This is a genomic window from Bradyrhizobium sp. CCGB01, from assembly GCF_024199795.1.
GTDB lineage: Bacteria > Pseudomonadota > Alphaproteobacteria > Rhizobiales > Xanthobacteraceae > Bradyrhizobium.
This window is the reverse complement of sequence record NZ_JANADK010000001.1, coordinates 7,713,128-7,733,769: the sequence shown is the minus strand read 5'-3', so window position 1 is coordinate 7,733,769 and position 20,642 is coordinate 7,713,128. Positions and strand designations below refer to the sequence as shown.

Annotated in this window: 12 protein-coding genes; 5 read left to right on the top strand and 7 right to left on the bottom strand. The window is 64.8% G+C overall.

Annotated elements, in window-relative coordinates; genetic code table 11:
- The first annotated feature begins 5 nt into the window (after positions 1-5).
- From NLM25_RS36360 to NLM25_RS36350, 3 genes are read left to right on the top strand one after another with little or no spacing between them, the layout of a single operon-like run.
- Positions 6-611 carry a K(+)-transporting ATPase subunit C gene (locus tag NLM25_RS36360; RefSeq protein ID WP_254140096.1) on the top strand — a complete coding sequence of 202 codons (606 nt, stop codon included), beginning with the start codon at positions 6-8 and terminating at the stop codon, positions 609-611.
- A 40-nt stretch (positions 612-651) separates the two neighbouring features.
- On the top strand, positions 652-3,375 hold the full coding sequence (locus tag NLM25_RS36355; protein ID WP_254140095.1) for a sensor histidine kinase KdpD: 2,724 nt from the start codon (positions 652-654) through the stop codon (positions 3,373-3,375).
- Positions 3,372-4,061, top strand: a complete 690-nt coding sequence (locus NLM25_RS36350; protein WP_254122657.1) for a response regulator — start codon at positions 3,372-3,374, stop codon at positions 4,059-4,061. Before NLM25_RS36355 ends, NLM25_RS36350 begins: the two co-directional genes overlap by 4 nt.
- Before the next feature lie 59 nt (positions 4,062-4,120).
- Here the strand turns inward: NLM25_RS36350 and NLM25_RS36345 are convergent, their stop codons facing one another.
- Entirely contained in the window at positions 4,121-5,005 is an 885-nt protein-coding gene (locus NLM25_RS36345) for a Ku protein (protein WP_254140094.1), read from the bottom strand.
- Positions 5,006-5,122: 117 nt separating this feature from the next.
- On the opposite strand from NLM25_RS36345, the gene ligD reads away from it, so the two are divergent.
- Positions 5,123-7,789 (top strand): DNA ligase D, encoded by a 2,667-nt coding sequence (ligD, locus tag NLM25_RS36340; RefSeq protein WP_254140093.1) that lies wholly within the window; start codon positions 5,123-5,125, stop codon positions 7,787-7,789.
- A 129-nt stretch (positions 7,790-7,918) separates the two neighbouring features.
- Here ligD and NLM25_RS36335 read toward each other — a convergent pair whose 3' ends face one another.
- Positions 7,919-8,083 (bottom strand): DUF3309 family protein, encoded by a 165-nt coding sequence (locus NLM25_RS36335; RefSeq protein ID WP_007595743.1) that lies wholly within the window; start codon positions 8,081-8,083, stop codon positions 7,919-7,921.
- A gap of 180 nt (positions 8,084-8,263) precedes the next feature.
- On the opposite strand from NLM25_RS36335, the gene NLM25_RS36330 reads away from it, so the two are divergent.
- The gene (locus NLM25_RS36330) at positions 8,264-8,581 is read left to right on the top strand and encodes a polyhydroxyalkanoic acid system family protein (RefSeq protein ID WP_254122654.1); all 318 of its coding nucleotides are present in this window, start codon (positions 8,264-8,266) and stop codon (positions 8,579-8,581) included.
- Positions 8,582-8,584: 3 nt separating this feature from the next.
- On the opposite strand, the gene treY is transcribed toward NLM25_RS36330, so the two are convergent.
- Genes treY through treS form a run of 5 tightly spaced genes read right to left on the bottom strand, consistent with a single transcriptional unit; the run spans position 8,585 to position 20,636 of the window.
- Positions 8,585-11,371 carry a malto-oligosyltrehalose synthase gene (gene treY / locus NLM25_RS36325; RefSeq protein ID WP_254140092.1) on the bottom strand — a complete coding sequence of 929 codons (2,787 nt, stop codon included), beginning with the start codon at positions 11,369-11,371 and terminating at the stop codon, positions 8,585-8,587.
- A gap of 1 nt (position 11,372) precedes the next feature.
- On the bottom strand, positions 11,373-13,127 hold the full coding sequence (treZ, locus tag NLM25_RS36320; protein WP_254140091.1) for a malto-oligosyltrehalose trehalohydrolase: 1,755 nt from the start codon (positions 13,125-13,127) through the stop codon (positions 11,373-11,375).
- Positions 13,124-15,202: a glycogen debranching protein GlgX gene (gene glgX, locus NLM25_RS36315; RefSeq protein ID WP_254140090.1), complete on the bottom strand. Its 2,079-nt coding sequence runs from the start codon at positions 15,200-15,202 to the stop codon at positions 13,124-13,126. Before glgX ends, treZ begins: the two co-directional genes overlap by 4 nt.
- 3 nt (positions 15,203-15,205) lie before the next feature.
- Entirely contained in the window at positions 15,206-17,353 is a 2,148-nt protein-coding gene (gene glgB, locus NLM25_RS36310) for a 1,4-alpha-glucan branching protein GlgB (RefSeq protein ID WP_254140089.1), read from the bottom strand.
- The gene (gene treS / locus NLM25_RS36305) at positions 17,346-20,636 is read right to left on the bottom strand and encodes a maltose alpha-D-glucosyltransferase (protein WP_254140088.1); all 3,291 of its coding nucleotides are present in this window, start codon (positions 20,634-20,636) and stop codon (positions 17,346-17,348) included. The genes glgB and treS overlap by 8 nt, the downstream gene beginning before the upstream one ends.
- Positions 20,637-20,642: the final 6 nt, after the last annotated feature.

The following is a 20,642-nucleotide window of genomic DNA, read 5'->3' as shown; positions in this document are numbered from 1 at the left end:
CTAACATGCTCAGAGAAATCCGGCCCGCCATCGTCCTGTTGCTGGTGCTCACCGCCATCACGGGCCTGGCCTATCCGCTCGCGATGACAGCCATTGCCGGCGCGATCTTTCCCGCGCAGGCGCAAGGAAGCCTGATCGAGAGGGATGGCAAGGTGGTCGGCTCCGCCCTGATCGGGCAGGAATTCAAGGACGACAAATATTTCCACGGCCGCCCCTCGGCGACGCTGGCGCCGGACCCGAATGATTCGACCAAGACGGTCTCGGCGCCCTACAACGCCGCCAACTCCGGCGGCTCCAATCTCGGCCCCACCAGCAAGGCGCTGGCCGACCGGCTGAAGGAGGACGTGGACAAGCTGAAGGCGGAGAACCCCAACGCTGCTGTCCCCGAGGATCTAGTCACGACCTCGGCCAGCGGCCTCGACCCCGACATCTCGCCGGAAGCCGCGCAATTCCAGGTGCCGCGCGTCGCCAAGGCGCGGAATATGCCGGAAGAGGCGGTGAAGCAGCTTGTGGCGGCCAACGTCCAAGGCCGTCTGCTCGGCCTGCTCGGCGAACCCCGTGTTAACGTATTGGCGCTGAACCTCGCGCTCGATCGCATGGCCGCGAAGTAGCGGTCTAGGCTCGCGGCGCCCCGATGATTATATTGGCAAAATGGTCCGAGAGCGCCGCGATCCCGAACAACGTCCGTCGCCTGAGGCGCTGCTGGAGACCGCGCGCCGGGAGGAGGGCGTCAGCGGCAAGCTGAAGATCTTCGTCGGCGCCGCCCCCGGCGTCGGCAAAACCTACGAGATGCTGCTAAGCGCCCACGCCAGGCGCAAGGCCGGCATCGACGTCGTGGTCGGTTTCGTCGAAACCCACGGCCGCGCCGAGACCGAGGCGCTGGTGCGCGGGCTCGAGGTGATCCCGCGCAAGCGGCTCGACTACCGCGGCCAGATCGTCGAGGAGATGGACCTTGATGCCGTGATCGCGCGGCGGCCGAAAATCGCTCTGGTCGACGAACTCGCCCACACCAATGCGGCGGGCAGCCGTCATCCCAAGCGCTATCTCGACGTCGAGGAGCTGCTCTCCCACGGCATCGACGTCTATTCGGCGGTCAACATCCAGCACATCGAGAGCCTGAACGACGTCATCGCCCAGATCACCCATGTGCGGGTGCGCGAGACGGTTCCGGATTCGGTATTCGACCGTGCCGACGCGATCGAGCTGATCGACCTCACGCCCGATGATCTGATCCAGCGGCTGAAGGAGGGCAAGGTCTATGTCCCGAGGCAAGCCGAGCGGGCCCTAGACCACTATTTCTCGCCGGGCAATCTGACTGCGCTGCGCGAGCTTGCGCTGCGGCGAACGGCCGAGCGCGTCGACGAGCAGCTTCTCAATCACATGCAGGCGAACGCCATCTCCGGTCCCTGGGCCGCGGGTGAACGCATTCTGGTCTGTGTCAGCGAGGATCCGCGCGCGGCCGGGCTGGTGCGCTATACGAAGCGGCTCGCCGACCGGCTGCATGCGCCGTTCACCGCGGTGTCGATCGAGACACGGCGATCCCTGCAATTGTCGGACGAGGAGCGCGATCGCCTCGCCGACACGCTGCGGCTCGCCGAGGCGCTCGGCGGCGAGGCGCTGACCATTCCGGCCGTCGGCCGGCGCATTGCCGACGACGTCATCAATTTCGCGCAAGGCAACAACGTCACCCAGATCGTGATCGGCAAGTCGACCCGCTCGCGCTGGTTCGAGATGACACGTGGATCGGTCGTGCACGATCTGGTGCGCCGCGCCGGCAACATCAGCGTCCATGTCATCCCCGGCGAGGAGCTCGTCGACCAGCCGGCGCCGAAAACGGCGGTGCAGACGGCTGCGCGATCGGACCCGTTCGATGCCCGGCCCTATCTCAAGGCGCTCGGGATTTCTGCGCTCGGCCTTGCTGCCGCCGTGGCCATCAAGCCGTATTTCGGCATCGAGAACGTCGACCTGATGTTCCTCACCGCCGTGGTGACGGTTGCCGTGCGCTACGGGCTGTGGCCGTCGATGCTTGCGAGCGTCGTCTCGTCGTTCGCCTACAATTTCTTCTTCCTGCCGCCGGTCTATACCTTCACCATCACCGATCCGACCAACGTCGCGGCGTTCTTCTTCTTCATGCTGATCGCGTTCGTGGTGTCGAATGTCGCGGGGCGGGTCCGGACCCAGGCCGACACCGCGATCGGCCGTATCCGGACAACCGAGCAGCTCTATGCTTTCAGCCGCAAGCTCGCCGGCACCGGCACGCTCGATGACGTGCTGTGGGCGACCGCCTATCAGATCGCGCTGATGCTGAAGGTCCGCGTGGTGCTGCTGCTGCCGGAGGAAGGCCTGCTCACGGTGAAATCCGGCTATCCGCCCGAGGATGATCTTGATCAGGCCGATCTTGCCGCCGCCAATTGGGCCTGGAGCAACGATCGTCCCGCCGGCCGCGGCTCGGATACGCTGCCGGGTGCCAAGCGGTTGTTCCTGCCGATGCGCACCGGACGCGGTCCGATCGGCGTCATCGGCATCGACAATGATCGTACCGGGCCGCTGCTGACCCCCGACCAGCGCCGGCTGCTCGATGCACTCGTCGACCAGGGCGCATTGGCTATCGAGCGCGTGCTGCTGGTCGAGGACGTCGATCGCGTCAAGCGCACCGTCGAATCCGAGCGGCTGCGCTCGGCACTGCTGACCTCGATTTCGCACGACCTCAAGACGCCGCTCGCCTCCGTGCTCGGCGCGGCCTCGACCATGCGCGATCTCGCCGGGGCACTGTCCGATACCGAGAAGCGCGATCTGCTCGCTACCGTGATCGACGAATCCGAGCGTCTCAACCGCTTCATCGCCAATCTGCTGGATATGACCAAGCTCGAATCCGGCGCCATCGTGCCCAACACGGCGCTGCACGATCTCGGCGAGATCGTCGGCAGTGCGTTGAGGCGGGCAAGCAAGATATTGACGGCGCACAAAGTGGAGCTGGTGCTGGCCGCCGATCTGCCGATGCTTCAGCTCGATGCCGTGCTGTTCGAGCAGGTGCTGTTCAACCTGCTCGACAACGCCGCAAAATATTCGCCGCCCGACACGACGATCGCAATCCGTAGCCAGCGCGAGCGGGATCATGTCGTGCTTCAGATCGCCGACGAAGGCGGCGGCATTCCGCCCGACGAGCTCGAGAGCGTGTTCGACAAGTTCTACCGCGTGCAGAAGGGCGACCATGTCCGTCCCGGGACCGGGCTGGGGCTCGCCATCTCCCGCGGCTTCGTCGAGGCGATGCGGGGCACGATCTCGGCCGCCAACCGCGGCGACCGCAGTGGCGCCGTTCTCACCATCCGTCTGCCCGTTCCGGTACAGACCCACGCATTGGATACCGCCGCATGAGCGCCGCCCCGATCAAGGTTCTGGTCATCGACGACGAGCCGCCGATCCGCAAATTGCTGCGGATGGGACTGACGACGCAGGGATATGAGATCCTGGAAGCGCCGAACGGCAAGACCGCGCTGGAGAAGCTCGGCGAGGAACCCGCGCTGATCATCCTCGATCTCGGTCTGCCCGATATCCAGGGCCACGAGCTGCTGCGCACCATTCGCGCTCGCAATGAGGGCGTTCCGATCGTGGTGCTGTCGAGCCGGGGCGACGAGGCCGGCAAGGTGCAGGCGCTCGATCTCGGCGCCGACGATTATCTGACCAAACCGTTCGGCATGGACGAACTGTTGGCGCGCCTGCGCGCCGCACTGCGCCATCAGCTTCAGGTGCAGGGCGAACGCCCGATATTCCGCACCGGTGATCTCTCGGTTGATCTCGTCCGCCGCATCGTCAAGCTCGGCGAGCGCGACATAAAGCTGTCGCCGAAGGAATATGACCTGTTGCGCGTGCTGGTGCAGCACGCCGGCAAGGTGCTCACCCACCGCTTCCTGCTCAAGGAGCTCTGGGACGAGCTGACCGACGCGCAATATCTGCGCGTCTACGTCCGCCAGCTGCGCCAGAAGATCGAGGCCGATCCGGAGCGTCCGCAATATGTGCTGACGGAGACGGGGATCGGCTATCGGCTGAAGGCGGGAGATTGATCCCCGCAGAACCGTAGGATGGGTTTCGCTTCGCTCTACCTATCCTACGATAACCACAGTCACCCCGCCTTCCTCTGCCGCGCTGTCGACCTGTGTGTCTTCTTCGCCGCCTGCCGCCGCCCCGTCGTCCGTCGCGCGTTCGACTTCGCCGCCGTCTTTTTCCCGCCGCGCCCTTTCAAGCTCTGCTTCAGCGCGTCCATCAGGCTGACGACGTTGCTCGGCCGCTCTTCCGGCTCCGGCAGCTCGATCTTCTTGCCGCTGGCCTTGCGCTTCACCAGTGCCTTCAGCGCGGTCTCGTACTCGTCCTTGAACTTGCTGGGGTCGAAATGCGAGGCCTTGGTGTGGAGGATATGGCCGGCGAGCTCGACCATGTCCTTGGTGATCTTCGGGCTCTTGATATCGTCGAAGAACTGGTCTTCCTCGCGCAGCTCATAAGGAAAGCGCAGCGTGGTGCCCAGCAGGCCCTTGCCGAGCGGCTTGATCGCGATGATGTGCTCGCGATTGGTGAGCACGATTTTTGCGAGCGCGACGCGATCCTGATCCTTCATGGCATCGCGGATCACGGCAAAGGCGTCGATCGCGGCCTTGCCGTCGGGTGCGACGTAATAGGGGTGGTTGAGGTAGCGCTGGTCGATCTCCTCGCTCGGGACGAAACTCTCGATGTCGATGGTGTGGTTGCTCTCGATCTGGACTGCCTCGAGCTCCTCCGGCTCGATCTCGACATATTTGCCCTTGCGCAGCTCGTAGCCGCGTCCCTTCTGGTCGCTCTCGACCACGTCACCGGTTTCGGAATCCACCATCTGTTGCTTGAGCCGGTTTCCGGTCTCGCGGTTGATCATGTGAAACCGCGTCTTCTCGGCCGCGGTGGTCGCCGGATAAAGCACGACCGGGCAACTGACCAGCGAGAGCTTTAACGTTCCCTTCCAATAGGCGCGCGGGGCCATTCCGTTCTCCAGTGTTTCAAGGCATTTTGGAACCCCAACCACCCCATCGGGTTTTGGTTCCGGGTGGGACTTTGGCCGTGATAGGCTCCAACGCGATTAGAGAATGCGGGACCGGTCGTGCTGCGAAAACTCTCCACCTACCGACAGAAGCGTGATTTCGAGAAGACCCCGGAGCCGTCGGGCAAGACGGCAGTGGCGCCCTCGAAGCAGCGGCGCTTCGTGATCCAGAAGCACGATGCGACGCGGCTGCACTATGACCTGCGGCTCGAGTTCGACGGCGTGTTCAAATCGTGGGCGGTGACCAAGGGGCCCTCGCTCGATCCGCATGACAAGCGGCTGGCGGTCGAGGTCGAGGACCATCCGCTCGACTATGGCGATTTCGAAGGTACGATTCCGGAAGGGCAGTATGGCGGCGGCACGGTCATGCTCTGGGACCGCGGCACCTGGGAGTCCGAGGATCCCGAGCGCGGCTTCAAGAAAGGCGATCTGAAGTTCACGCTGCATGGCGACAAGCTGCATGGAAGCTGGGTCCTCGTGCGCATGCGCAACGACCGCACCGGCGGAAAGCGCACCAATTGGCTCCTGATCAAGCACCGCGATGAATATGTCCGCGAGGGTGCGGACAACGACATTCTCGACGAGGACAGATCGGTCGCCTCCGGCCGTGCGATGGATCAGATCGCCGATGGCAAGGGCCGCGCGCCAAAGCCGTTCATGCTGACGAAGGGTGCCAAGACCAAGGCCGATGCGGTCTGGCAGTCCAACCGGGCCGAGGAGCCGAAAGGGCGCACCGTCAAGCCGGCGCCGCGCGCGGCGTTGCAGGGCGGGAAGGGAGCAAGGAAGAAAGCGACGACCGCGACAAATGCGAAAGAAGTCTCGGAGATGCCGGACTTCGTCGCGCCGCAGCTGTGCACTTCGGTCGGGCGGCCGCCCGGCGGCGATGGCTGGTGCCACGAGATCAAGTTCGACGGCTATCGCGTCCAGCTCCGCGTCGAGGACGGCGAGGCGACGCTGAAGACGCGCAAGGGCCTCGACTGGACCGACAAGTTCGCGGCGATCGCGAAGGAGGCGGGCGAGCTTCCCGACGTCATGATTGACGGCGAGATCGTTGCGCTCGATCACAACGGAGCGCCGAATTTCTCATCGCTTCAGGCCGCGCTGTCGGACGGCAAGACCGAGGACCTGATCTTCTTTGCCTTCGACCTCCTGTTTGCCGAGGGGCTCGATTACCGGCGCCTGCCACTCGGCGAGCGCAAGGATCGCCTTAGGGAACTGCTGGAAGCACGCAGGAAGAGATCGAGCCAGGTCCGCTATGTCGAGCATTTCGAGAGCGGCGGCGATGCCGTGCTGCAATCGGCCTGCAAGCTCGAGCTCGAAGGCGTGGTCTCGAAGAAGCTGGACGCGCCGTACCGGTCGGGACGCACGGAGAGCTGGACCAAGGCGAAGTGCCGCGCGGGTCATGAGGTCGTGATCGGCGGCTACAAGACCACCAACGGCAAATTCCGCTCGCTGATGGCCGGCGTGCACCGCGGCGATCATCTTGCCTTCGTCGGCATGGTCGGCACCGGTTTCGGCGCCGACAAGGTCAAGCGCATCATGCCGTCGCTGAAGGCCGTGGAGGCCAAGGAGAGTCCTTTCGGCGGCAAGAATGCCCCGAAGAAGACGCGCGACGTGCACTGGCTGAAGCCGGAGCTCGTCGCCGAAATCGAGTTTGCCGGCTTCACCGCCGACGGCAATATCCGCCAGGCCGCGTTCAAGGGCCTGCGGCAGGACAAGCCGGCCGAGGAGGTCGAGGCGGAGACGCCTGCCGATACCAAATTGGCAAAACCGTCCCCAAGAAAGCGCGCCGCGCCGAAGTCTGCCAGGAAAGACTCGGGCACCGCCGAGGTGATGGGTGTCGTGATCTCCAAGCCGGACAAGGCGCTCTGGCCCGATGGCGGCGACGGTGAGGGCGTCACAAAACTCGATCTCGCGCGCTACTTCGAGGCCATCGGGTCCTGGATGATCGAGCACATCAAGGGCCGTCCCTGCTCCATCGTGCGTGCGCCGGACGGCATTGGCGGTGAAACATTCTTCCAGCGCCATGCCATGCAAGGCACTTCGAACCTGCTTGAACTCGCGAAAGTCGCGGGCGATCGCAAGCCGTATTTGCAGATCGATCGTGTCGAGGGGCTTGCCGCGGTCGCGCAAATCGGCGGCGTCGAGCTGCATCCCTGGAATTGTGCCCCGAACGCCTACGATACGCCGGGCCGGCTGGTGTTCGATCTTGATCCGGCGCCGGACGTCGAGTTCGCCGATGTCGTGGACGCGGCCAAGGAGATGCGGCAGCGCCTCACCGACGTCGGTATGGAAAGCTTTTGCAAGACCACCGGCGGCAAGGGCCTGCACGTGGTGGTGCCGCTGCTCCACGGTGCGCGCGACAAGGTGAGCTGGAAGGAGGCCAAGGCGTTCGCGCAAGGCGTTTGCCAGTGGATGGCCGACGACGATCCCGAGCGCTATCTGCTCAACATGGCGAAGAAGCTGCGCAACGGAAAGATATTTCTGGACTACTTGCGCAACGACCGTATGTCGACCGCGGTCGCCCCGCTGTCGCCTCGCGCGCGCGATGGAGCGACCGTGTCGATGCCCCTGACGTGGGCGCAGGTGAAGGGTGATCTCGATCCGAAGCGGTACACGGTGCGGACTGTGCCGGGCCTGCTGACGCGATCGAAGGCGTGGGAAGGCTATGAAGACGCGGCTGCGTCGATCAAGCCGGCGATGAAGAAGCTGGCGGGGAAACGGTAGGTCGTGCTCCGGATGCTACGCCCGTAGGGTGGGCAAAGCGCAAGCGTGCCCACCGACTTTCTCGCGGGAGGGAGAAGGTGGGCACGGCGCAAGAGCGCCTTTGCCCACCCTACGGCATCGCGAATATCGCTAGATCCGTCCCAGCAGCAGAAGGATCAGCAGAATAACGATGACGAGCCCGAGTCCGCCGCCGCCGTAATAGCCGGTGCCGTAGAACGGGCCGCCGCCGATGCCGCTGAAGCCGCCGAGCAGGGCGATGACCAAAATGATTAGAATAATCGTACCGATAGACATGCGAGTCTCCTCCAGCCCTTTGTTGAAAGGGTCGTTGCACCTGTCCCTTGTGCGAGGGCAACTTGCCGCAGGTTTTATAGTTCCCCCATTGAAACACGGCGAACGGGTCCAACTTGCATGGAACCTTTGCCTGTGCAGCCGGCATGATTATGTGAGGATCAGTCACCGCAGGGCAGGGCCATGTCAGCACCGCTTGTCGTTTCCATTCCGCATCGTCTCGGCCGCGAGGAGGCCGTGCGCCGGCTCAAGACCGGGCTTGGCCGCGCCGCGGCCAGCATTCCCGTGATGCAGGTCGAGGAGGAGCGCTGGAACGGCGACAGCATGAACTTTCGCATCCGCGCGCTCGGGCAGATCGCGAGCGGTCAGGTCGATGTCGCCGACGATCACGTCAAGGTCGAGGTGGTGTTGCCGTGGCTGTTGCAGCGTTTCGCCGAGATGGCGCAGGCGACCATCCGCAAGCGCGGGCAGCTTCTGCTCACCAAGGATGAGGGAAAGTAGGCGTCAGCTGCGCGCGCGCTGTTGCCTCGGTCTCGCAGCGCTGGCGGCGCGGGCTTCGATGACGGCAGCAGGAAAATCACGGAAAGCATGCGCGAGCGGTAATTCATGGCCGGCAATGCCCGGCGCGGTGTAGCCGTTGATGTCGACCGCCGCGTCAACACCCTCGAACGCGGGCCATTGTCGGCCTTCCTGCGTGAAGGGTGCAAATTGGCGTCCGACCACGACGATCGCAGCCGCGCGGCCGTGTCGGCGGGCGAACGCGATGACATGGTCCGCATGCGCGCCGCGGACCTCCAGCGGCTGATACTCGCCCTGCGCGAAGACATCGGCGAACGCGTTGCGGAGCTTGAGCAGGTGCCGCGTCCAGGCCAGCTTGAGCTGGCCGTCCGGCCAGGTCTCGATCAGCCCGTGCCAGTCCGGCGCATCCAGTGATGTCAGCGCCGTCTGCCGCGCGGCAAAATCCACGGGGCGGCGGTTGTCGGGATCGACCAGCGACATATCCCAGAACTCGGTGCCCTGGTAGAAGTCGGGCACGCCCGGCTGTGTCGCCTTGAGCGTAAGCTGGCTCAGCGAATTCAAGGCGCCGAGCAGCGCGACGCGACGTGCCAGGGTTTGCAGCGCCTCCAGGAATTCGCGGGATTGCGAGGGGTCGAGGATCTTCTCGATGAAGCTCTTGACGCCGTTCTCATAGGGCTCGTGCGGATTGAGCCAGCTGGTCTCCTCCTTGCCCTCACGCGCCGCCTTCAGCGCATAGGCTTGGATGCGCTCGACAAAGCCGGCATCGGCCGGCTCCTGCAGCGACCAGGCGCCGAGCAGGGTCTGGTAGAGCATGTATTCGAACGTCGCTGACGGGGCGCGCAGATTGCCGTTGAGCGCAAGGTGCGGCGCGTTCAGGACTTTCCAGCGTGCCACGGCACTGGTCCATTCGCCGGGAATTTCACTCAGGGCAGCGATCCGCGCGCGGGCATCCTCGCCGCGCTTGGTGTCGTGGGTCGCGGTCGCCGTCATCCCTTGCGGCCAATCCTTGGCGCGCGCTCGCATGGCCTCGTGGAAGGCAGGTATCGTGAGGCCGTTGCTGGCGGGATCGCCGCCGACCTCGTTCAGGGCGAGCAGCCGGTGGAATTGATAGAACGCGGTGTCCTCCAGCGACTTCGCCATCATCGGTCCCGTGAACTGCTGCACCTTCAGCGCGAAGCGGCGCACCCGCGGGGCGCTGTGCGGGGGACGGCCGGGCTTGAGCAGGTCCATGGTCAGCGCGTCGCGCAGGAAGTCGAAAATGCCTTCGTCCGCCGCGAACCATTCCGCGCGGGCGTGTTCGATGGTGTCGTCGATCAGCTTGCGGTCGAGCGCAGTCGGGCCGCTATGCGTGAGGTAGGTGCGATAGACCGGGAAGTGCAGCACATAGAGCTCGAGCGCCTGCCGCAGGCTGTCGGCGGAGAAATCGCGGGTTGAGTAATGCCCGTTGGCGATGCGCGCGAGCAGGCGCGTGAGCACGGTGAATTCGCTGGTCAGCAGCGTCTCCAGCACGCGCCGCTTGGCCTCCTTGACGTAAGGCGCCAGCCGCGGCGGGCGGTTGCTGATCTGCCGCCAGGTCTCGTTCAGCGCCTCCAGCCCTTTCGCGTCGACCAGGACCTGGGTGATGACGTTCATCCACTCATAGCCCGTGGTGCCCTGAACGCCGGCAAAATGCGGCAGGCGCTCGTGCTCGCACAATATTTTCTCGATCACGGTATAGAACGGCTTTGTGTTGCCTTGCGCGTCGCGCACCAGCCGGCGCAGCCGCTGGCAATATTGCGCGGGATCGCGCAGGCCGTCGATGTGATCGAGGCGAATGCCTTGCAGCTTGCCGTCCGCAATGAGCTGCTTCACCAGCCGGTGCGTGGCCGCGAACGTGCTGGCGTCCTCGACGCGCAGGCCCGCAAGCCCGTTGACGTCGAAGAAGCGGCGATAATTGATGTCGCTGGAGGCAAGCCGCCAGTGCCCGAGCTTGTAGTGCTGGCGCTCCAGCAGATGATGCAGCGCCAGCGTCTGCGCCGGGCGATCCCTCGCGGAACGATAGGCGGCGAGACCGCGTACGATGATGTCGGCGCTGCCTGCGATCTCCTTGAGCTCCGCCTTGAAGGCGGGCGCTTCCTTGCGGTTGGGGCGGCGCAGCCCCGTGTAGCGGGCCGCGAGCGCGAGAAGGCGCTTGCCGGCGTCTGTCTCGGCGGCGTCGTCTTCCTTCACCATCATGCGCAGCATTTCGCCATAGCGCTCCGGTGCGATCGGCAGGCGATGCTCGAAATACCAGGCGGAAAAACTGCCTTCGTCGGGATCGTACTGCAGGTCGATCTCGCCGCGCTCCAGCGCCTCGCCATAGGGCGTGCCGAGGATCGGCAGCAGTACGCCGCCGCGCGCGCGATAGGCCAGTTGATCCCAGTCGATGTCGAAGGAAACTGCGTGCGGCGAGGCCTGCCCCCATTCCAGCACGTCCAGCCACCAGGGATTGTCGGCGAAATGCACGCCGACGTGGTTCGGCACGAAATCGATGATGAGGCCGAGGTCCTGCTGCTTGAGGGCATCGCTCAGCCGTGCAAAGCCGGCCTCGCCGCCGAGCTCGGGATTGAACTGGCCGTGATCGACGGTGTCGTAGCCGTGGGTCGAGCCCTTGCGCGCCTTCATCACCGGCGAGGCGTAGAGATGCGTGATCCCCAGCGCCTTGAGATAGGGAACGACCGCGGCAGCCTTGTCGAAGTCGAAATCCGCGGTGAGCTGAAGCCGATAGGTCGCAAGAGGAATCGCAGGAGGCATTTTAACCTCCGAGGTACCAGATCACTGACCAGGGCGGGAGCCGATCGCCGTTGACAGCGCCCCAGATCGGCGTGCCTGTCGCGTCGCCGGGCCGTGCGATGTCCTTGTCCGAGAGATTGGCGAGGAGGCGTAACGTCGTGCCATCGCCCATGCGCCAGTACGCGGTGAGCAGGCCGCTATCGGCCGCCGCGGCGTCGCCGAACCTCGCATTTTTCAGTCGGGGCGCGATCTCTTTGCGGCGGAGTGCGAGCAGGTCCCGCACCCGCGCGAGCCGGGTGTCCTGCTCCGGCGTGTGACCGGTCCAATCCAGGACGGCCGATTGCAGCGTTGCGGGATCGAGCGGGTCCGGCACGTCGTCGCCGTATTTCTCGTAGGCCCAGGCATATTCCTGCTTGCGGCCCTTGCGCACGGCGTCGGCAAGACCGCCCTGGAAATCGCAGAAGAACGGGAAGGGCACCGTCGAGCCCCATTCCTCGCCCTGAAACAGCATCGGCACCATCGGTGCGAGCAAAGTCACCGCGAGCGCGGCTTCGATCTGCTGCGGTGATGCCAGGCTCTCGAGCCGGTCGCCCAGGGGGCGGTTGCCGATCTGGTCGTGGTTTTGCAGGAAGTTGACGAAGGTCGACGGCGGCAGCTCGCCGCTCGCCTCGCCGCGCGGCTTCTTGCCCCAGAATTCGGAGATCTCGCCCTGGTAGACGAAGCCCGACGCCAGTGCGCGCGCAAGATCCATGCGCGGCGTCTGGTAGTCGGCGTAGTAGCCGGCGAGCTCGCCGGTCAGCATCACGTGCCAGACGTGGTGATAGTCGTCGTTCCACTGGCCGCGATATTTGCCGTTGGGCGGATCCTGCGCGGCATCGAGCAGGCTGGCGCGGTTGTCGCCGTTCTCCAGCACCAGATGGATGTGCCGCCCGGTGGCCTTGGCGAGTTCGCCGGTGGCGGCGCTGAGGTCCTGCAGCATCGACTGCTCGCCGGGGATCGCCATGATGTGGTTGGCGGCGTCCAGCCTCAGGCCGTCGAAGCGGTAGTCGGTGAGCCAGGACAGCGCGTTCTCGACTGCGAAGGCCCGGACCTGCGGCACGCGATAGTCGATCGCACTGCCCCACGGCGTATGCGCATCGGTGAAGAAGGCCGGCGCATAGCGGCCGAGATAATTCCCTTCCGGTCCGAAATGATTGTAGACGACGTCGAGGAACACCATCAGCCCGCGCAGATGCGCCTCGTCGATCAGTGTCTTGAGGTCCTCGGGCCGGCCATAGGCGCTGTCGGGCGCATACCACAGCACGCCGTCATAACCCCAGCCGCGGCGGCCGGCGAAATCGGCCAGCGGCATCAATTCGAGCGCGGTGACGCCGGTCGCAACGAGATGATCGAGCTTGTCGATCATGGCGCGGTAGGTGCCATCCCGCGTGAAGGTGCCGACATGAGTCTCGATCAGCACCGTCTCTTCCCAGGGACGTCCGCGCCAATCGCGCGCGCGCCATGCGAAGGCGTCGTGATCGATCACCTCGCTCGGGCCGGATACGTCCTCGGGCTGGAAGGCCGAGGCCGGATCGGGCACGTCGATCTCGTCGTCGATCCTGAACTTGTAGGGGCTGCCGACGGGCAGGGCGGCAATCTCGGCGACATACCAGCCATCCTGCCGGCGCTGCATCGCGTGCCTTCTGTCGAGCAGGAGATCGACCCGGCGCGCACCGGGCGCCCAAAGCCGGAACGACACGCCGTCCCTGGTCGGCCTCGCCCCGAAGGATGGCCTCATAGCGCCCCCGCGAAGGCGAGCACGGAGCGCGGCGGCGCCTTGCTGTCGCTTCCGGGCAGGAAATCAATGCTGTTCAGCCCGCCATCCGTCGTGTTCAGGATCTGCTGCCAGCTTTTGTATTCGGTCATTTTGGGCAATTTGAATGCGATTTCTTCGGGGGCGGCGTTCAGTACGATAAAGATCGCGGCGCTTCCCGGTTCCATCGGCCCCATCACATAGGAGAGGAACCGCCCTTCCGGGAAATTCCAGTCGCTCTCCGTCATCTCGTCGCCGGCGGGCGTCAGCCACAGCGCGCCGTAGGAGATGCCATCCTTGGCGCGGCCGTCGAGCCAGCGATGGCTGCGAAGCTGCGAGAACCGGCGGCGGATTTCGGCGAGCCCGGCGACGAAATCGACCATGTCGTCGCCGTCCTTGCCGAGATTGTCCCAGCCGACCCAGCCGACCTCGTTGTCCTGGCAATAGGCGTTGTTGTTGCCGGACTGCGAATTGCCAACCTCGTCGCCGGCGAGGATCAGCGGAACGCCCTGCGCCAGCATCAGGCAGGCCAGCACGTTCTTGCGAAGCTGCCGCCGCAGGCTGATGATGTCCGGATCGTCGGTCGGACCCTCGACACCGCAATTGTTGCTGTGGTTGTCGTTGGAGCCGTCGCGATTGTCCTCGCCATTGGCCTCGTTGTGCTTCTCGTTGTAGCTGAAGAGGTCGGCGAGCGTGAAGCCGTCATGCACGGTGATGTGGTTGATGCTGGCGCGCGGCCGCCGTCCGTCATGGTTGAACAGGTCGGATGAGGCCGTCATGCGGCTGGAGATGTCGCCGATCAGGCTGCCTTCGCCGCTCCAGTAGCGGCGCATGGCGCTGCGATACCGATCGTTCCACTCCGACCATTGCGACGGGAATGCGCCGACCTGGTAGCCGCCGAGCCCGAGATCCCAGGGTTCGGCGACGAGCTTGACCGTCGCCAGCACCGGATCCTGCCGGACTGCCGTGAGGAACGAGATGCCGCGATCATAGCCGTTCGGCCCGCGCGCCAGTGTGGTGGCGAGGTCGAAGCGGAAGCCGTCGACATGGCAGACCTCGACCCAGTAGCGCAGCGAATCCATCACCATCTGGAGCACGCGCGGATGGGTGAGGTTCACCGACGAGCCGCAGCCGGTGAAATCGTCGTAATAGCGCGGGTTCTCGCGATTCAGCCAGTAATAGGAGGCATTGTCGATGCCGCGGTAGCACAGCGTCGGACCGAGGTGATTGCCCTCGGCGGTGTGATTGTAGACGACGTCGAGCATCACCTCGATGCCGGCATCGTGCAGGCGCGCGACCGTGGTGCGGAAGGAATCGAGCGCGTTGTCCTGGGCATAGCGCGGCTCGGGCGCGAAGAAGGACAGCGTGTTGTAGCCCCAGTAGTTGGCGAGCTTCTTCTCGACCAGGATGCGGTCGTCGATGAAGCTATGGATCGGAAGGAGCTCGACGGTGGTGACGCCGAGCGTCTTCAAATGCTCGATCATCGCCGGCGACGACAGCCCGCCATAGGTGCCGCGCAAGTTTGGCGGCACGTCGTCGCGCTTCTGCGTCAGGCCCTTGACGTGGGCCTCGTAGATGATGGTGTCTTCCCAGGGGATGTTGGGCCGGATCTCGCGACGGCCCCAGTTGAAGGTCTCGTCGACGACGACGGCCTTGGGCATGCCGCGCGCGTTGTCGCGCCGGTCGAAGGAGAGGTCCTCGCGCGGCGAGCCGGTGCGATAGGCGAAATGCGCATCGCTCCAGACCAGCCGTCCGGCGAGCCGCTTGGCATAGGGATCGAGCAGCAGCTTGTTGGCGTTGAAGCGGTGGCCGTGCTCGGGCTCGTAGGGGCCGTGCACGCGATAGCCGTAGAGCTGGCCCGGCGAGACGTCGTTGAGATAGCCGTGCCAGACGTCCTCGGTGCGCTCCGGCAGCTCGACACGCTCCAGCTCGCGCCGGCCCTGCGTGTCGAACAGGCACAGCTCGACCTTCTGCGCGTTGGCGGAGAACAACGCGAAATTGCTGCCGCGTCCGTCCCAGCTTGCACCGAGGCGTGCGGGCGATCCGGCGGTCAGGCGCATCGGTCAGCTTTCCGGAACGAGGAAGATCGCGGCGAGGGGCGGAATGGTGAGGCGCAGTTCGGGGGCCTTGCCGTCAACGGCATTGACCTCGCCGATGTTCCCGACATTGGTGCCGCCATAATGGTCGGAGTCCGAATTGAACACCTCTTTCCACTTGCCGGCAAAGGGCACGCGAACGCGGTAGTTGCGATAGACGTTGGGCGAGAAGTTGACGATCACGAGGCATCGCGCGTGCTCGTCAAAGCCCTTGCGCAGCCAGGCGAACACGTTTCGGTTGCCGTCGTCCGTGATCACCCATTCGAAGCCGGCCTGTTCGCAATCCATCTGGTGCAGCGCCGGCACCGCGCGATAGAGCCGGTTGAGGTCGCGGATCAGCGACTGGATACCGGAATGGTACTTGTATTCGAGCAGGTGCCAGTCGAGCGACTGGTCGTGATTCCATTCGCGGCTTTGCGCGATCTCCGCGCCCATGAACAGCAGCTTCTTGCCGGGATGGCCGAACATGAAACTGTAATAGGCGCGTAAATTCGCAAAGCGCTGCCATTCGTCGCCGGGCATACGGCCCAGGATCGAACGCTTGCCGTGCACGACCTCGTCATGCGACAGCGGCAGGATGAAGTTCTCCGAGAAAGCGTAGTGCAGGCCGAACAGGATCTCGCCGTGATGATGCTTGCGGTGAACGGGATCCTTGCTGATGTAGTTCAGCGTGTCGTGCATCCAGCCCATGTTCCACTTGTAGCCGAAGCCGAGCCCGCCGAATTCGACCGGGCGCGAGACCTGCGGCCATGCCGTGGATTCCTCGGCGGCCGTGGTCGCCTGCGGGAAGCGCGCGAACAATTCGGTGTTGAAGCGGCGCAGGAAGTTGATCGCCTCGATGTTCTCGCGGCCGCCATACTGGTTCGGAATCCAGGCGCCGGGCGGGCGGCTGTAGTCGAGATAGAGCATGGACGCCACCGCATCGACGCGCAGCCCGTCGATCGCGTAACGCTCGAGCCAGAACAGCGCGTTCGACACCAGAAAGTTCGTCACTTCGGTGCGGCCGTAATTGTAGATCAGCGTGCCCCAGTCGAGGTGGCGGCCCTGCAGCGGATTGGCGTGCTCATAGAGCGAGGTGCCGTCAAAGCTGCCGAGCCCGTGCGGATCGTCCGGGAAGTGGCCGGGCACCCAGTCGAGCAGCACGCCGACGCCCTCGCGATGGCAGGCGTCGATCAGCGCGGCAAAATCCTCGGGCGTGCCGAAGCGGCTGGTCGGCGCGTAGAGGCCGGTCGGCTGATAGCCCCAGGAGCCGTCGAACGGATGTTCGCTGACGGGCAGGAATTCGAGATGAGTGAAGCCCATGTCGCGGGCATAGGCCGGCAGCTGCTCGGCGAGTTCGCGATAGGTGAGCCATTCGTCGCCGTTCTTGCGCCGCCAGGAGCCGAGATGGACCTCGTAGATCGACATCGGCGCCGAGAGCGCGTTGATGCCGTCCGGCGCCGGGCGCGGCCGCGGCAGATGCGCCTCGTCGAACACGATGGACGCCGTCTTCGGCCGCACCTCGCTCGCAAAGGCCATGGGATCGGACTTCAGCGGCAACTGGTGGCCGTGCGGCCCGACGATGTCGAACTTGTAGTGATCGCCGCCCTTGGCGTGCGGGATGAACAATTCCCAGTAACCGGCGCCGCGCACCCGCATGGGATGGCGCCGCGCGTCCCAGAAATTGAAATCGCCGACCACGGACACGCGCCGCGCATTCGGTGCCAGCACGACGAAGGCGATGCCGTCGATGCCTTCGAGCCGCATCGGATGCGCGCCGAGCTTGTCATAGAGTCGCTGATGGGTGCCTTCGCCGAGCAGATACAGATCGAAGTCGGTCAGGATCGGCGGGAAACGATAGGCGTCCTCGAACTCGACGACGCTGTCGCCGAACTTGGCGCGCAGCTGGTAGCGCTTCGAGCCGTTCGGCAGGGCGCCGATGAACAGACCTGAATCGTGGACGCGGTCGAGCTTCGCCACCTCGCCATGTTCGCCCACCGCCTCGACATTGGAGGCCTCGGGGAGGAACGCGCGCACCACGCTCTTGCCGCCCTCGGGATGCAACCCGAGATAATGGAAGGGGTCGGAATGGCGCCCCTCGATGATCGCGTAGGCCTCGGCTGGCAGTTTAGGCATGGGCTTCGCTCTCATTGGACAGAATGCGAAGCAGTCCGGTCAGCGCCGCGCGGAGTCCCTCCGGCCGGCGGGACAGCTCGTACTCTACTTCGTCGAAACCTTGATCAAGCAGGAAAAACCTTAACAGGCCTTCCGCGGATTGCCGATCTTCCGGCCACAGCCGGCGATCGGTCATGGTTTCGCGGTAGGCGTTGAGGAACGTCGCGGCGGCGCGTTCGCGCCATTCGCCGAGTGCGGTCGCGAGCCGGTCCTGCTCGTCGGCTGCGCCCGTGAGCGCACGACTGAGCGCGGTGTTTACCGAAAGCTCAATCGAGCGGATCAGGCCGGCGACGTCGCGTGCGGCCGGCGCCTTGCGCCGCCTGTCGGCCAGCGGCAGACGCGGATCACCGTCGAAGTCGATGATGAAGATATCGTCCTTCACGATCAGAATTTGCCCGAGGCGGAAGTCGCCATGATGACGGATGTTCAACCCGCCGATGTCGGATGGCAAGAGCGCATCGAGGTGGTCGGGCAGGGTCGCGCGCACCGCGACGAGCTGGTCGATCAACGGCCGATCGGCCTCGCGCAGACCGTCGCGGCTGTCGGCCAGCCGTTCGAAGATCCGCTCGGCCCGTGCCTTGAGCCCGGATGCCCAGCGCTCGACCTGCGCGGAGCCGATCGGCTCCGGCGCGAGATCGTCGGGCTTTGCGGCGGCGAGAGCCGCATGCAGCTCGGCCAGCCGCCGTCCGATCTGCGCCATGAAGTGCAGATAGGGCGCCTGCTCCTGGGTTTCGCGAAGCATTTCGCCCGGTGGCAGCACCCGCTGCTCGTCGATATAGCGGTCGAGATAACCCGTGGTGACCGCCCAGCCGTCGCCCTGGTTCTCGACATAGGCGTGCAGCACGCCGACCGCGCTGCTTCGATTGCCTTCGACCAGCTCGACGCTGCCGAGCAGCGCCGGCGTATTGGCAAAATGCGCGACGTCGGTGAGGTAGGAGCCAATCTCGATCTCGGGATTGATGCCGCTTTCGAGCTGGCGATAGATCTTGGCGACATACTGGTTGTCGACCAGCGCGATGCTGTTCGACTGCTCGATGGCGCGGATGCGTCCCGGCTCCTTGATGACGTAATCGGCGAACCGGTTGGTGGCTTTGAACTCCAGCCGCAGATTGTTCTCGTCGACCACCAGGTTCTGCGACAGGCCCCGCAGGAGAAGTCCGATGAAGATCTGCTCGGTTGCGACGTCAAGCAACGTGCCCTCTCGCGCGCCCTGGCGCACGGCGGCGAGCGCCTTCGGATTAAAGCGTTCGCGGTCGAAGCGGACCCACTCGATCTGCATTGGCAACACATAGCGCGTGGTCACGTCGTCCTGCGTGGTCTCGAAGAATGCGATCCACGGCCTGTTGTCGCCGATGTCGCTGAACGGTACCGCCGAGGTCAACGTGGCTTGAATGTGCTTGGGATTGTGCTCGGGATACCAGCGCGTGCGCGCCAGGAAGCCCGGCAGCACGTCGCGCTCGAACACGCCGCGCTCGCGCGCCAGCGACACCCAATTCGAATTGACCGGCACCACCAGCGTCTCGAATTCCGGCACCGCGCGCGGCGTCACCGGCTCGGACTTGTCGCGCTCGGCGAGCTGGAACCAGTAGAAGCCGTAAGGCCCCAGCGTGATCATGTAGGGCAGCTCGCCGACCGGCGGGAAGCGCGTTCGGCCGAGCATCTCCTGCGGGATGCGGTCCTTCCATGGCGACAGGTCGAGCTCCGTCGCCTGCGCGGCGCGCGAGAGGTTGGCCACGCAGAGGATCACCTCGTCGCCGTATTGCCTGACATAGGCGAGCACCGCGCGGTTGGCCGGCCGGATGAAGGTCATGGTGCCGCGGCCGAAGGCGAGCGTCGACTTGCGCACCGAGATCAGGCGCTTGGTCGCGCTGAGCAGCGAGGACAGGCTGCGCGACTGCGCCTCCACGTTGACCGATTCGTAGCCGTAGACGGGATCCATGATCAGCGGCGCGTAGAGGCGCGCCGGGTCGCAGCGCGAGAAGCCGCCATTGCGGTCCGGGCTCCACTGCATCGGCGTGCGCACGCCGTTGCGGTCACCGAGATAGATGTTGTCGCCCATGCCGATCTCGTCGCCGTAGTAGATGATCGGCGTGCCGGGGAAGGACAGCAGCAGCGAGTTCATCAGCTCGATCTTGCGGCGGTCATTGTCCATCAGCGGCGCGAGGCGCCGGCGGATGCCGACATTGATGCGGGCGCGTGGATCGTTGGCGTAGGTGGTCCAGAGATAATCGCGCTCGACGTCGGTGACCATCTCCAGCGTCAGCTCGTCATGGTTGCGCAGGAACAGCGCCCATTGGCAGCTTGCGGGAATGTCCGGCGTCTGGCGCAGAATGTCGGTGATCGGGAAGCGATCCTCCTGTGCGATCGCCATGTAGATGCGCGGCATCAGCGGGAAGTGGTAGGCCATGTGGCACTCGTCGCCACGGCCGAAATATTCCTGCACGTCCTCGGGCCATTGATTGGCCTCGGCCAGCAGCAGCTTGCCCTTGGAGTAGGCGTCGAGCTCCTGACGCAGGCGCTTGATGATGGCATGCGTCTCGGGGAGGTTCTCGTTGTTGGTGCCGTCGCGCTCGCAGAGATAGGGAATGGCGTCGAGCCGGAAGCCGTCGACGCCCGCGTCCAGCCAGCGCTTCATCACCTGGATCAGCGCGCTGACCACGCGCGGATTGTCGAAATTGAGATCCGGCTGGTGCGAGAAGAAGCGGTGCCAATAAAAGGCGCCGGCCTCCGGATCCCAGGTCCAATTCGACTTCTCGGTGTCAGTGAAGATGATGCGCGTGCCCTGGTATTTCTGGTCGGTGTCGCTCCAGACATACCAGTTGCGGGCGCTCGAGCCCGGATGGCTGCGGCGCGCGCGCTTGAACCAGTTGTGCTGGTCCGAGGTGTGGTTGACGACGAGCTCGGTGATGACGCGCAGGCCGCGCTTCTGCGCTTCCTGGATGAAACGCTTGAAATCCTTCATCGTCCCGAAATCGGGATTGACCGAGCCGTAGTCGGCGATGTCGTAGCCGTCGTCGCGGCCGGGCGACGGATAGAACGGCAGCAGCCACAGCGCGGTGACGCCGAGCTCCTGGAGGTAAGGCAGCTTCTCGGTCAGGCCGGCGAAGTCGCCGATGCCGTCCTGGTTGCTGTCGGCAAACGCCTTGACATGGAGCTGGTAGATAATGGCGTCCTTGTACCAGAGCTCATCCACGATCTCGGCAGCCTCGGCTTTCTTGGTGTCGACGGAAGACAATACATTCATGGCGTG

What these genes read in the sequence shown, in the direction of transcription:
- NLM25_RS36360 (WP_254140096.1), top strand. Translation starts at nt 6, where the DNA reads ATGCTCAGAGAAATCCGGCCCGCCATCGTCCTGTTGCTGGTGCTCACC.
- NLM25_RS36355 (WP_254140095.1), top strand. Translation starts at nt 652, where the DNA reads ATGGTCCGAGAGCGCCGCGATCCCGAACAACGTCCGTCGCCTGAGGCG.
- NLM25_RS36350 (WP_254122657.1), top strand. Translation starts at nt 3,372, where the DNA reads ATGAGCGCCGCCCCGATCAAGGTTCTGGTCATCGACGACGAGCCGCCG.
- NLM25_RS36345 (WP_254140094.1), bottom strand. Translation starts at nt 5,005, where the DNA reads ATGGCCCCGCGCGCCTATTGGAAGGGAACGTTAAAGCTCTCGCTGGTC.
- NLM25_RS36335 (WP_007595743.1), bottom strand. Translation starts at nt 8,083, where the DNA reads ATGTCTATCGGTACGATTATTCTAATCATTTTGGTCATCGCCCTGCTC.
- NLM25_RS36330 (WP_254122654.1), top strand. Translation starts at nt 8,264, where the DNA reads ATGTCAGCACCGCTTGTCGTTTCCATTCCGCATCGTCTCGGCCGCGAG.
- treY (WP_254140092.1), bottom strand. Translation starts at nt 11,371, where the DNA reads ATGCCTCCTGCGATTCCTCTTGCGACCTATCGGCTTCAGCTCACCGCG.
- treZ (WP_254140091.1), bottom strand. Translation starts at nt 13,127, where the DNA reads ATGAGGCCATCCTTCGGGGCGAGGCCGACCAGGGACGGCGTGTCGTTC.
- glgX (WP_254140090.1), bottom strand. Translation starts at nt 15,202, where the DNA reads ATGCGCCTGACCGCCGGATCGCCCGCACGCCTCGGTGCAAGCTGGGAC.
- glgB (WP_254140089.1), bottom strand. Translation starts at nt 17,353, where the DNA reads ATGCCTAAACTGCCAGCCGAGGCCTACGCGATCATCGAGGGGCGCCAT.
- treS (WP_254140088.1), bottom strand. Translation starts at nt 20,636, where the DNA reads ATGAATGTATTGTCTTCCGTCGACACCAAGAAAGCCGAGGCTGCCGAG.